The organism is Eubacterium sp. BL-380-WT-2B, assembly GCF_009696115.1.
Classification (GTDB): domain Bacteria; phylum Bacillota; class Clostridia; order Eubacteriales; family Eubacteriaceae; genus Eubacterium; species Eubacterium callanderi.
In genome coordinates this window covers 229,795-242,781 of sequence record NZ_VUMP01000006.1, presented here as the reverse complement: position 1 = coordinate 242,781, position 12,987 = coordinate 229,795, and the positions used below count along the sequence as shown (strand labels likewise).

At 49.4% G+C, this 12,987-nt stretch carries 11 protein-coding genes and 1 riboswitch; of the genes, 6 read left to right on the top strand and 5 right to left on the bottom strand.

Annotated elements, in window-relative coordinates; translation table 11 throughout:
• Positions 1–12 precede the first annotated feature (12 nt).
• A complete protein-coding gene (locus FYJ53_RS13535) occupies positions 13–1,254 on the top strand; it encodes a chloride channel protein (protein ID WP_371720660.1) in 1,242 nt (413 codons plus the stop codon).
• A gap of 60 nt (positions 1,255–1,314) precedes the next feature.
• On the opposite strand, the gene FYJ53_RS21515 is transcribed toward FYJ53_RS13535, so the two are convergent.
• From FYJ53_RS21515 to FYJ53_RS13510, 5 genes are all read right to left on the bottom strand, one after another.
• Positions 1,315–3,063 (bottom strand): Ig-like domain-containing protein, encoded by a 1,749-nt coding sequence (locus FYJ53_RS21515; RefSeq protein WP_013379516.1) that lies wholly within the window; start codon positions 3,061–3,063, stop codon positions 1,315–1,317.
• Between the two features lie 243 nt (positions 3,064–3,306).
• Positions 3,307–4,530 carry an MFS transporter gene (locus tag FYJ53_RS13525; protein WP_013379517.1) on the bottom strand — a complete coding sequence of 408 codons (1,224 nt, stop codon included), beginning with the start codon at positions 4,528–4,530 and terminating at the stop codon, positions 3,307–3,309.
• Between the two features lie 27 nt (positions 4,531–4,557).
• Positions 4,558–5,256: an ABC transporter ATP-binding protein gene (locus tag FYJ53_RS13520; RefSeq protein ID WP_013379518.1), complete on the bottom strand. Its 699-nt coding sequence runs from the start codon at positions 5,254–5,256 to the stop codon at positions 4,558–4,560.
• Positions 5,240–5,947, bottom strand: a complete 708-nt coding sequence (locus FYJ53_RS13515; protein WP_013379519.1) for an ABC transporter permease — start codon at positions 5,945–5,947, stop codon at positions 5,240–5,242. Before FYJ53_RS13515 ends, FYJ53_RS13520 begins: the two co-directional genes overlap by 17 nt.
• 79 nt (positions 5,948–6,026) lie before the next feature.
• Entirely contained in the window at positions 6,027–6,899 is an 873-nt protein-coding gene (locus tag FYJ53_RS13510) for a substrate-binding domain-containing protein (RefSeq protein WP_013379520.1), read from the bottom strand.
• A gap of 89 nt (positions 6,900–6,988) precedes the next feature.
• A riboswitch (molybdenum cofactor riboswitch) is annotated at positions 6,989–7,106 on the bottom strand.
• Between the two features lie 140 nt (positions 7,107–7,246).
• On the opposite strand from FYJ53_RS13510, the gene FYJ53_RS13505 reads away from it, so the two are divergent.
• The 5 genes from FYJ53_RS13505 to FYJ53_RS13485 all read left to right on the top strand — a co-directional run bounded on the left by FYJ53_RS13505 (position 7,247) and on the right by FYJ53_RS13485 (position 12,986).
• Positions 7,247–7,498, top strand: coding sequence for a (2Fe-2S) ferredoxin domain-containing protein (locus FYJ53_RS13505; RefSeq protein WP_013379522.1), 252 nt, complete (start codon positions 7,247–7,249; stop codon positions 7,496–7,498).
• Positions 7,485–9,185, top strand: a complete 1,701-nt coding sequence (locus FYJ53_RS13500; protein WP_013379523.1) for a [Fe-Fe] hydrogenase large subunit C-terminal domain-containing protein — start codon at positions 7,485–7,487, stop codon at positions 9,183–9,185. Before FYJ53_RS13505 ends, FYJ53_RS13500 begins: the two co-directional genes overlap by 14 nt.
• Entirely contained in the window at positions 9,185–10,357 is a 1,173-nt protein-coding gene (locus tag FYJ53_RS13495) for a PP2C family protein-serine/threonine phosphatase (RefSeq protein ID WP_013379524.1), read from the top strand. Before FYJ53_RS13500 ends, FYJ53_RS13495 begins: the two co-directional genes overlap by 1 nt.
• 162 nt (positions 10,358–10,519) lie before the next feature.
• Complete coding sequence (rny, locus tag FYJ53_RS13490; protein ID WP_013379525.1) at positions 10,520–12,064, top strand: ribonuclease Y; 1,545 nt, start codon at positions 10,520–10,522, stop codon at positions 12,062–12,064.
• Positions 12,065–12,200: 136 nt separating this feature from the next.
• Positions 12,201–12,986 carry a TIGR00282 family metallophosphoesterase gene (locus FYJ53_RS13485; RefSeq protein WP_013379526.1) on the top strand — a complete coding sequence of 262 codons (786 nt, stop codon included), beginning with the start codon at positions 12,201–12,203 and terminating at the stop codon, positions 12,984–12,986.
• Position 12,987: the final 1 nt, after the last annotated feature.

Here is a 12,987-nt window from a genome sequence, read left to right as displayed (position 1 = left end):
GAGGAGAATAACGTGTGGAATAAATTAAAAAAGAATATTGCACTTGGAATATTTATCGCTGTTTTGGGTGCAGTGGTCGGAGCCATTGTCTGGTTTCTGCTGTGGCTGATGAATCTGGGCATTGACTTTTTCTGGACCTGGCTGCCCGGAAAATTTAATATCCCAGTCTATAATCTGGTGATCTGCGGCGTCGGCGGGCTGCTTGTGGGGCTTTTGCAGACAAAGTTCGGCCCCTGTCCCAGTGAGCTCAGTGAAGACATGGCGGCCATCAAACAGGGCAAACGCCTGCCCTACGATAATCTGCCGGTCATCGCAGTCTGTGCGCTGGTACCCCTCATTTTTGGCGGAAGCCTCGGGCCCGAAGCCGGGCTGACCGGTGTGATCGCCGGACTGTGCTATTGGCTGGCTGACCGGTTTAAGTATGCCTATGAGGAAGTGGAAGATCTGGCGCAGGTCGGGATCGCTGCGACACTGGGTGTTATCTTTCACGCCCCTCTCTTTGGTTTTGTAAATCAGGTTGAGGACGAAAAGGGTGGGCAGGCCATCCCCAAAAATTCAAAGATTTTATTGTATTTTATCGCGATTTTTGCTGGTTTTGGTGTATACATTCTGCTTTCAGGATTGTTTGGCGGCGGTATGGGGCTTGGCCGTTTTGGACACATCACCATCGGGCGCAATGAGCTTCTGGCAATGCTGCCCCTTGCCCTTGTGGGTGCGCTCTGCGGCATTCTGTATTTTTATTTTGCCAAGGGTGTCAAGGTGGTAACCGCTCCTCTTGAAAAACACAAGGTATTTCTGGGAATTATCGGCGGTTTGGTTTTAGGCGGTGTTGGAATGCTGCTGCCCTTTACCATGTTTGCGGGCGAACATCAGATGGGTGAAATGATGGAAATCTGGCAGACCCTGCCCATATGGCTGCTGTTTTTAACAGGAATTGTCAAGCTTTTAATGATCAATATCTGTATCGGCACTGGCTGGCGCGGCGGGAATATTTTTCCCATTATCTTTTCAGCGGTCTGTATAGGCTATGGCTTTGCCGCCCTTTTTCCAATGGTCGACGCGACCTTCTTCGTGGCTGTGGTAACAGCAGCAGTGGCTGGCGCTATTATGCGCAAGCCCATTGCCGTTGTCATGCTCCTGATCATCTGCTTTCCAGTGGATGCCATTATCCCCATGTGTGTCGGCGCTATCATCGCGGCGTCCATTCCTCTGCCCAAGCGATTCCGGCAGATGACTGACGCCCAGGGAGAATAAAAGAACCCATAAAAAACACTCCGCTTTTGCAGAAAAGGGAGTGTTTTTTATGGGTTTGTATTATTCGCTTCTTTTACGTTTGATCAGGGCAATCACACCGATGAGAATCCCGCCGCCAGCAAATAAGCCGATGATGGAAGGAATCATCCAGGCTGGAACATCCCCGTTCATCAGGGCAGCCTGACGGATACTGGTATCCGGGTTGGTGCCTGTAACAGTGGCGGCCAGCTTCTTAATAATATTGCCGTCTCCGCTGCCACCGTCATTGTAGGTCTGGGTGGTACCAGCGCCTTCGTTTGAATCCAGTGCTTTCACTTCGATTTCGCAGGTTGCGGTCTTGCCATTGGCTGTTGTTGCGGTAACGGATGCGGTGCCTTCTTTGATGGCCGTAACCTTGCCGTTTTCATCAACCGTTACGATGCTTGGGTCACTGGAACTCCAGGTAACATCGGCATTGGTGACATTCGCAGGTTTGACAGTTGCTTTTAAAGTGGTGCTGGCATCCGGCTGAATTTTCAGATAGTCATTGGACAGCTTGACATCCGTTGCGGCTACCGGGGTTTTGACAGCTGCGTAGTAGCTGAAATGTGGTGCTTCGAAGGATACGGTTTTGCTGTCTTTGTCTGCTACAGCATTGTCAACAACATTTACTTCATCCTTACTGTCATCAAAATGAACGATTTTGATATCGCCATTATCCTTGTATTTTTCATTCAGATCAAGCTCGACAGAAACAGTCCCGCCTTCTGGCTGTTTTTCTTCATTTGTGGTTTTATCAATGGCTTTGATATCCATGATTTCCAGAATTTCGGCTTCCGGGTCCAGTTTGTTCTTTACAGCCTGATCCGCCTTATTTTTAACTTCATCGCTGACGGATGAAACCTTTAATTCCGCATCTGGCAGAACCTTGCTGTCTGCGGAGACCTTTACCTGGGTGCCATCCACATCCGCAGTTGTTTCGACTTTTTCAGGCTGAGGCGATGGTTCTGGAGTCGGCTGAGGGGTTGGCTCAGGCGTTGGCGCTGCAGTTGGCTGAGGTGTCGGTTCAGGTGTTGGCGCTGCAGTCGGCTGAGGTGTCGGTTCAGGTGTTGGCGCTGCAGTCGGCTGAGGTGTCGGTTCAGGGGTTGGCGCTGCAGTCGGCTGAGGTGTCGGTTCAGGGGTTGGTTCTGGAGTCGGCTGAGGGGTTGGTTCAGGGGTTGGCTCTGGAGTCGGCTGAGGGGTTGGTTCTGGTTCTGCATTGTCTAACAGATAAATATAACCCAAGAAATTGCCGCCCATGCTGTTGGCATTGTCATAGTCCATATAAAAATCACGATAGCTCCAGCCAGAGTTGGAAGTGACAACCTCATTGCCATTGACTTCCTCAACAACAGCCACATGGCCGCACCAGCCATTGGTTATTGAGCCGTCCCATACGGCAATGGCGCCTACAGCAGGTTCAGACCCATAGGCAAAACCGCCGCGGCCTTCGTCGTAAAGCTCTTTATTATCAGACCAGAAATACTTTGCATTGCTTCTGAAGCTTCCCCATCCGTTTGGATTGCTGTCCACCTGTTTATTTGGAAGCGGATAGCCCAGAATTTCGTAAGCACGGCCCCAGGCGTAGTAGGTACAATTACCTCCCGTCAAAGGGTTTAACTCAAACGGATTTCCACTGGACTGGCTGTAAGGATAAGAATAATAGTCCGGTTTTTCAGTCCTTGGTGAGAATTCCGCAGCCTTTACGGTCGGTGCAAATTGCAGCGAATAGGCAAACAATAGGCAGACGCATAAAAGCGAAGGAACAAATTTGTGAATAAATTTTTTCATGCTGTGATTCTCCTTCTGAAATGATTTCGTTAAGCATAATAATGTAAAATAGTGAAGATCAGTTAACTGCTGTTAGAAAATATTATACCTTATTTCATACCGTATTTCCTTAAAATGTAACGAATTCTTAAAGAAGAAAATCCAATTGTAACGGAATTGCAAACAAAAAATATAGTTGTTGATTTTTAAGTTTTCAATAAAAGGCGCTTGTTAAAACAAAAGTTAATTCTAAAAGTAGAATGCCTAATTTTCCTGTGACCGGAGGATTTTATTGTGATAAACGATAAAACCGCAGAGGGCAGTGAGAATACCAGTAGCAATAATGATCAGCCGGACGTCAACCATATCCGCCAATGGGCCAAAGACTGTCATGCCGATCGGAAAGGCTGTGGCGGCCATAATCTGGACAAGGCTGAAAACACGGCCCTGCATGGCTTCCTCCACCCGTTCCTGAAGCAGGACGGTGATGGGCGCGGTGATAAAGGGAACAGTTAACCCCACAAAGAGCATAAACCCTAAAAAGACAGGAAAAACTGGTGAGAGTCCAAGCCCCAGGCAGAAGACGCCGCACAGGGTACTAAAGACCATAATGGTGGTTACACGGCTCTTAAAGCCGCCCCAGGCGGCAATGACGAGGCCGCCGATCATGGCGCCGACACTGTAGATGACTTCGTTGGCAGTCAGATACCATACCTCCCCGCCAAAGGTTCTGGCTATGAGAAGGGGGGTCAAAAAGGCGGTGGGTGTCACTAAAAACATGAGCAGCGCATAAAAAACAAGCAGCACCTTGATGAAAGAATGCCGGTAAGCGTAAAGAATGCCGGTTTTTAAATCGGAAACAGTGCCCGTGTCCTTGGCAGACTCAGCCCGTTTGTGGGGTGGGATTTTGAGAATGGACAGCAGGGAAATGCCAATGATGGCAGTGACAACATCAATGAAAAAGGTCGATTCCACAGACACTGTGGCCAGCAGGGCGCCACTGACCGCCGGAGCCACAATCATGGTCATGTTCTGGAGGCTTCCGTTAAAGCCGGTCACACGCATAAGCATGCTTTTGGGCGTGATCTGCGGAATGAGCGCGTTGACGGTGGGGGTCTGGATACCAGTGCCTACCGAGCGGATAGCGGATACCAGGAAGATAATCCATAACTCCCGGTAGCCCACGAAAAAGCTGAAGGCCAGCCCCAGTGTGGAAAGGGCGACCAGAGCATCGGCGCAGATAATCAGGTGTTTCCGGTTATAGCGGTCCGCCCACACGCCGGCAAAGAGGGAGATCAGTACCTGCGGAATAAAGGTGACAAGTGTGGAAATGGTCAGCATAAGCCCTGAGGAGGTGGTCAGTGTGACATACCAGATGATGGCATACTGGGTGAGAGAAGAGCCGAGAAGGGAAACGGTCTGGCTGGTTAAAAAAAGGATGATCCGTTTTTTCCAATCTTTATCGCGGGTACTGGCTTGCTGGTTCATTGGTTCCTCCTGAGGGCTTGCTGCCCGTTAGTTTAAGGTAATAAAATCCCGAATGACTGGATTTTTCGAGGCTTTAAAGGCTTTGACACTGCCGTTAAAGAGGAGCCTTCCGGAATCCATAAAGCTCAGGGAGTCACAGATGCGGTAGGCCTGGCTTGGATTGTGGGTGATGATGATAACGGTCAGTCCGGCTTCACGGTTTCTTTTAATCAGTGCAGCTTCAATAATTTTCAGGCTCTGAGGGTCAATGTTGGCGGTGGGCTCATCCAGAAGCAGGGTATCTGGTGAAAAGGACAGCGCACGGGCCAGGGCTGTTTTCTGGGATTCGCCGCCGGAAAGCTTTTTGGCGTTCTGCTTTGCGATCTCCTCGATTTTAAATTCCCGCAGCAGCCCCTCGACGATGGGGGCGGCGGCAGCTTTTCCGTACTTGCGTATCTTCAGGGGATAAGCGATGTTGTCATAGACCGACATGGCGAAAAGGTAGGGGGTGTGGCTGGCGTAGGTCAGCTTTTTCAGCACAGTTTCATCACCAGGGAGGCCATTGTAAGTGATGACGCCGCTGGTGGGGGCGAGAAGCCCGGCGACAGATTTCATCAGGGTGGTTTTTCCTGAGCCGTTAGGTCCTAAAATTCCGTGGATTTTTCCGGATTCAAGACGCAGGCTGTCCAGTGACAGGACGGTTTTTCCGTGATAAGTCTTGGTGAGTTTTTCAATCGCGATTTGCATAAGGGTCTCCTACCATATATTTGTACAGGATCGAATTCGTGACAAAAGAGATGACCAGCAGAATAATGCCCATGGCGATGGAAACAGCGTATTCACCCATGTTATTGTTCATGGCAATAAAGGTGGTCATGACCCGTGTATAGTTTTTTATATTGCCGCCCACGATCATCACAGCACCGACCTCGGATACAGCCCGCCCGAAACCGGTGACCAGAGCGATCATGATGCTGGCCTTAAGCTCCCGGATCAGCAGGAAGAGAATATCCCGGCCGCCTGCCCCAAGGGTTTTACCCATGGTTACCACAACCTGGCCGTTGACAGTGGTGTCGTTAAACACAATGCCCATGATAATAGGCGTAACGAGGATCACCTGGGCGATGATCATGGCAGTGGGCGTGTACATGAGCTTTAAATGCCCTAACGGACCGGAGCGGGCGAGCACCAGTGAGGTGAACAGTCCAATGATGACCGGCGGAAAAGACATAAAAGTGTAAAGCAGCCGGGATACGATCCGCTTTCCCCTGAATTCCTTGATGCCGAGCAGGATGCCCAGTGGCACGCCGAGAACAGTGGAATAAATGGTGGAGGAGAAGGATACATACAAGGAAAGCCCGACAATCTGGTAAATTTCCGGGTCGCCGGAGATCAGAAGATGGAAGGCCTCAATGAAGCCATTGATAATATAATCCATAGGAAACCTCGTCAGTCTGTCAATTCAAAATCAGCGCCCGAAAAAACGGACGCTGACAAATTCTAAATTCAGTTAATGCTTATTTGCTGGCGTTTGGTACAAAGGTTGGTTCGCCGTTGATTTTATAATCAGCGATGGCCTTTTGCGCTTCGTCGCTTAAAATCCATTCCTGGAATTTTTTGGCGCCGTCGGTGTTCAGCTCAGCACTGACCTTGTCAGGGTTGACGACAATGACTCCGTACTGGTTATACAGGTTATCATCCTTTTCGACAACAACTTCAAGATCCAGATTATCCTTCATATTTAACCAGGTAGCGCGGTCAGACAGGGTATAGGCTAATTTTTCATTGGCCATTTTCAGGGTGTCGCCCATGCCAGAGCCGGATTCGATGTACCAGGGCTGTCCTGCAGGGGTAACGCCTGCTTTTTCCCACAGGCCCAGCTCCTTGGTATGGGTACCGGATTTGTCGCCTCTGGATACAAATTCAGACTGGGTTTCAGCAATGGTCTGGAAGGCTTTTACCGCGTCGTTTGGAGCGACTTCCTTCAGTTTTGCCGGGTCATCCTTACTGCCCAGAACAATGAAGTCATTGTACATAACGTCAAAACGTTCGATGCCATAGCCTTCCTTGACAAAATCCTCTTCCTGAGATTTTGCATGAACCAGAAGCACATCGGCTTCTCCGTTTTTGCCCATTTCAATGGCTTTACCCGTTCCGACGGCCACAACCTTTACGGCAATGCCGGTTTCCTCTTCAAACTTGGGCAGGAGCACATCAAGCAAACCGCTGTCCTGTGTGCTGGTGGTGGTGGCCATAATAATTTCACCGTTGGAGCCTGGCTCCAGCTTTTCGGTTTTAGCAGTATTGTTGTTGCTGCTGCATCCTGCCAGGCCGATGACCATGGTCATCGTCAACAGCGCGGCCAGAACCAGTGTTAATTTTTTTTTCATTTCTCTTCCTCCTTGATAATGAAAATTAAATATATAAAAGAATAATCTTCTATACCATTATAATTTGCGAGGAGGAAATAAACGCAGTGCGCACGTTTATCATCTATCCTTCTCACAATGGAAAGCACAGCCGTTTCCCGCTGCACTCTGACGATTTTGAATCCATGGATTGACTTTAGGATAAAAAATTCGGATAGATAAATCTTTAAAACGATTTCGATATGACTATTTTAACAGAAAATGGCGAAGAATTCAAGCGGCAGTACTAATTGACAAGGGCTGTCAGGCGTGCTAGGATTAATCTGTCAGAAGAACACAGGGATTAGAACAATATTGAGGAGTAAAAAATGAAGGAAATACATATTTGTATTGGCAGTGCCTGCCATGTCAAGGGTTCCTATCAGGTGGTACAGCGCTTCAAGGAGCTGGTGGCTGAACGGGGCCTCGAAAATGAAGTGGAGCTGATGGGTACCTTCTGTCTGGACGCCTGCAGCGACGGGGTGGCTGTCAAGGTTGACGATCATATTTATACGGTTAAGCCAGAGGGCGTTGACCAGCTGTTTGACCAGATAATGGAGGGAAATAATGGGTGTCATTAATTTTACCAGGGCGAGCTGCCGGAATTGTTATAAATGTATTCGATACTGTCCGGTAAAGGCCATTAAACTGATGGATAATCAGGCTCAGATCGTTGAGGATCTGTGCATTGGCTGCGGTAACTGTTTTCGGATTTGTCCCCAGAATGCCAAATATGTGGCCAGCGATGTGGACAGCATCAGGCAGTGGCTGGAGGAGGGACCGGTGGTTCTGAGTTTGGCGCCGTCCTTTCCCGCCGGGTTTAATACGGAAGACCCGCTGCAGGTACTGGGCGGGCTGCGGGCTCTGGGATTTACAGTGATTGAGGAGACTGCTATTGGGGCAGAGCAGGTCTCAAAATACTATGCCAAGGATTACTGGGGCACAAAACGCCATGTGATCACAACCTCCTGCCCGACGGTTAACATGATGATCGAAAAATATTATCCCGATGTGGTGGAATACCTGAGTGAGGTGGTATCTCCCATGACCGCTCACGGTATGATGCTGAAGGAAAGGTATCCCAACGCGAAAGTTGTGTTCGCAGGGCCCTGCATCTCAAAGAAGATGGAAGCCGTCGACGCTGCCAGTCCGATCATCGACGGCGTGCTGACCTTTGATGAGCTGGATGTGTGGTTTAAGGAAGAAGGGATTAATGTAGCCGATATGCCAGCAGGCAGCTTTGACGCGACGGGCTGTAACGTGGCGCGCTTCTATCCGCTGGCCGGAGGTGTGGAAAAGACCAGTGTACCAGGTGTGCAGGGCGTCCGGCGGGTCATAAAAATTGACGGCCTCAAAAACTGCCGTGACTTTCTGGATGATATCGGTAAGCTGGAGGGCCAGTACTGGATCGAAATGAACGCCTGCGTCGAGGGCTGTGTCAACGGCCCGGGTAATACCCACAGCCCTCTGGTCAAGTATGAGCGGATCGAGCGCGTGACAGATTACATTAATAATAATGCCCGGAAGGACCCGGAAACACCGGAGCAGGCACCAGATTTCAGCCGTGGCTTCGCTGTTGAGAAAAAGGACCCCTTTGCGGGTGTGCCGGAGGAAGCCATTGAAGAAATTCTGCGGCAGACAGGAAAATTCACCCCGAAAGACGAGCTGAACTGCGGTACCTGCGGTTATGACAGCTGCCGTGAAAAAGCCGCGGCGGTTTACTGCGGCATGGCAGAGCTGGACATGTGCCTGCCTTTTATGCGCAACCGCAACGAGGCCATCTCCAATTTAATTATCGCGTCGACGCCAAACGCCATCGCGGTGCTGGACAAGGATTTCAGGATCGTTGATTTTAACGGGGCAGCCGAAAAGCTGTTCAAGACCGCCAAAACCGATGTGCTGCACAAAAATTTCGTTGAAGTCTTTGACTACAACCCGTTCAAAAAGCTGGACAATGTCGAGGGCAATTATTACAGCGGACGGGGACTTTACGCCCGCGGCAATATCCATTTTATGGAAATTCTGACCTATATCCCGGGACAGAAGATGTACATGGGAATATTTGTGGACATCTCCAGAGAGATCAAAAAAGAACGGGCATATCAGAAGATGCAGGAAGAAACCCTGGATATGGCCCAGAAGGTCATCGACAAGCAGATGCGCGTCGCCCATGAAATCGCAGAGCTGCTGGGTGAAACCACTGCCGAGACCAAAGTTACGCTGACCCGGCTGCAAAAGGTTGTAGGAACAAGAGAGGAAGAGGAATAATGGCTTTTTTTGTCGATATTGCCCATGACAGCATCAATAAGCACCACCAGGAGCTGTGCGGCGATAATGTGGAAATCCGCATCAACGATGAGAGCGTGATCGTTGTTCTGGCCGACGGGCTTGGAAGCGGTGTGAAAGCCAATATCCTGGCGACCATGACCTCCACCATTGCGGCGACCATGCTGGAGGACAAGATGTCGCTCAAGGATGTGGTGGAAACGCTGGAGGCCACCCTCCCGGTCTGCCAGGTCCGGAAGCTGGCTTACTCGACCTTTACCATCGTCCAGGTTTACTGGAAAACCCGGCGGCTTTATATCGTTGAGTTTGACAACCCGCCCATTGTCTATATCCGGGACGGGGAAATTTTAGAGCTGGAACGCCATCCCATCGAGTTCCAGGGCAAACAGATCTACGAAACCACCATGAAAATTGAGGAGAATGATGTTCTTGGCTTTTTCAGTGACGGTGTGATCCACGCCGGGGTGGGAACCCTGCTCAATTTCGGATGGCAGTGGGAGGACGCGGCCGACTATCTTCTGGCACGCACCTATGATGAGAAAATGGTCACCTCAAAGGATATCTCCATGCGGATGATCGAGACCTGCAATGACCTTTACGGCGGCGAGCCCGGCGACGACACAACAGTTGTGGTGATGAAGGCCGAGGAGCACCAGTATGTGACGCTGTTTTCAGGGCCGCCCCTGGACCGGACCAAGGACCAGATGATCCGAGAGATTCTGGATGAAGCCAAGGGCACAAAGGTGGTATGCGGCGGCACCGCCAGCAATATTGTGTCCCGGGAGTACGATGAGAAAATCGATATTGATCTTGACACCATGTCGGAACGGGTACCGCCAGTTGGCCGTATGAAGTCCATTGACCTCGTAACCGAAGGGGTGCTGACCATCCAGGAAACTGTCAATATCATTGAGGATTATATCCACAAGCGCCGGGGGCATGAAGTCTTTGAGGGAAACAACGGCGCGTCCATTCTGGCAGATCTGCTGGTAAACCACTGCACCCATCTGGATCTGATTCTGGGCAATTCCATCAACCCGGCCCACCAGAACCCGGATTTCCCCGATGCGCTCAGCTCAAAGTGGAAGATCACCCAGCGCCTTATCAATTTGCTCAAGGAGCTCAACAAATCCATCAATATTGTGTACGTGTAAACAGCCGGCCTGCGGGCCGGCTTGTTTAAGTTGTACTTAAGCGGTAAAATATAAACTTCTAACATAGCATTGATTCTTGACACTAAATTCAAAAAAGTATAAAATAGACTTTATAATGAGTGTCTAAAAAAACAATAATAACAAAATATTTACTTTAGGGAGGTGAATGTTATAGACATATTAACTATATGCTTAATCGTTGGTATAGTCATTGCCTTTGGCGTTGGGTATTTTATCCGCAAAAACGTCGCTGAGGGCAAGATAAATAGTGCTGAAGAAACAGCCAAGAAAATCGTAAACGATGCAGTCAAAGAGGGCGAAGCCCAAAAGAAGGAAATGCTGTTTAACGCCAAGGAGGAATCCTTAGCCTTAAAAGAAGCGATTGAAAAAGATAACCGCGAGAGACGCGCCGAGCTCCAGAAAACGGAAAACCGTTTGATCCAGAAGGAAGAAAACCTGGACAAAAAGGCGGCAAATCTCGAGCGCAATGAGGACAAGCTCGAAAGAAAAAACAAAGAGCTTGATAAGAAACAGGAAAAGCTGGACAGCCTCTATGAAGAACAGGTCAGGGAACTGGAACGTATTTCAGGCATGACCTTTGAGGAAGCAAAACAGATTTTACTGGATGATGTTGCCAAGGAAACCCGCGCCGAAGCGGCGGTAATGATCCGCCAGATCGAGGCTGAATCCAAAGCGACAGCAGACAAAAAGGCCAAGGAGCTGATTGCGCAGTCCATTCAACGCTGCGCGGCAGACCATGTGGCAGAAAATACCATTACTGTGGTCAACCTGCCAAATGATGAAATGAAAGGCCGTATTATTGGCCGTGAAGGCCGTAACATTCGTACACTGGAAACCCTGACGGGCATAGACCTGATCATTGATGACACACCGGAAGCCGTTATTCTTTCCGGTTTTGATCCGATCCGGCGTGAAGTAGCCCGTTTGTCACTGGAAAAACTGATTATTGACGGACGAATCCATCCAGCAAGAATTGAAGAGATTGTAAAAAAATCTCAAAAAGAAATGGATGCTCAGATCAAGGAAGTTGGAGAACAGGCCTGTTTTGACACAGGTATCCACGGATTACATCCCGAAGTTGTCAAGCTGTTAGGACGTCTGAAATACCGTACCAGCTACGGCCAGAACGTGCTCAAGCATTCCATTGAGGTTGCCCACCTGGCTGGCCTGATGGCCGCTGAACTGGACGCCAACGTTAAAATTGCAAAACGCGCAGGCCTGCTGCACGATATCGGCAAAGCCATCGACCATGAGGTTGAAGGAAACCATGTCGAAATCGGCGTAAACCTGCTGAAGAAATACAAGGAAAACAAAAATGTGATCCACGCGGTAGAGGCCCATCACGGCGATGTGGAAGCCACAACCATTGAGGCTGTGCTTGTGCAGGCTGCTGACGCCATCTCAGCCGCAAGACCCGGCGCAAGGAGAGAAACACTTGTCTCCTACGTACAGCGGCTGGAAGAGCTGGAAAAAATCGCCACCTCCTTTGATGGTGTCGAAAAATCCTTTGCGATTCAGGCTGGGCGCGAAGTGCGCATAATGGTTAAGCCAGACTCTGTCAATGATGACGACATGATGATGCTGTCCCGCGATATTGCCAAGAAGATTGAATCTGAAATGGAATACCCGGGAAATATCAAGGTCAACGTCATCCGTGAAACCAGAGCCGTGGAGTATGCCAAGTAACGCAGATGACGAAAAAGCCATCCTGCAAGGGATAGAAAGGCTTTTGAGGAATCTGTGATCCGATTAAAAATAATAAAAGGGGAGGGGCAAAGCCCCTTCCCTTTTATTTATTCATGAAAAGAAGACTGGAGTAACGATGAAAATATTAATGATTGGCGATGTGGTCAGCCGGCCGGGGAGAACCGTGCTCAAGGAACAGCTGGACAGCCTGATCGAGGAATATCAGATTGATTTTACCATTGTCAATGGCGAGAACGCTTCCGGCGGAAACGGCATTACTGAAAAAAACGCCAGGGAGCTGTTTAACCTGCCCATTGATGTCATGACCATGGGCAATCACGTCTGGCAGCAAAAAGAAATGGTCAATTATATTGAGAAATTTCCAAGGATTATAAGACCGCTCAACTATCCGGCTCCCTGCCCGGGCAAGGGCTATGATTTTTTCGAGCACAGCGGCAAAACCATCTGTGTGATGAACCTGTCCGGACAGATCTTTATGCCGGAGCTGGATTCCCCCTTTAACCTGTTCAGCCGCGTATGGCCGGAAATTGAGGGCAAATTTGACCTTTTGATTGTGGATTTCCACGCTGAGGCCACCTCAGAAAAGATCGCCTTTGGGTATTATCTGGACGGAAAAGCCTCCATTGTGGTGGGAACCCATACCCATGTGCAGACTGCGGATGAGCGGATTTTGCCCGGCGGAACCGCCTATATTACCGATTTGGGCATGACAGGCCCTTTAAATGGGGTTATCGGTGTGGAAAAAGACATTATTATAGGTAATATGGTGACCAAACGGCCAGAGCGTTTTGTCATCGAAAAAGCCCGCCCCTGGCAGATCAATGGGATCGTGGTTGAGGTTGACGACATGACAAACCAGCCGGTTAAAATTGAACGGATATACCGGATTTATGAGGAGTAGA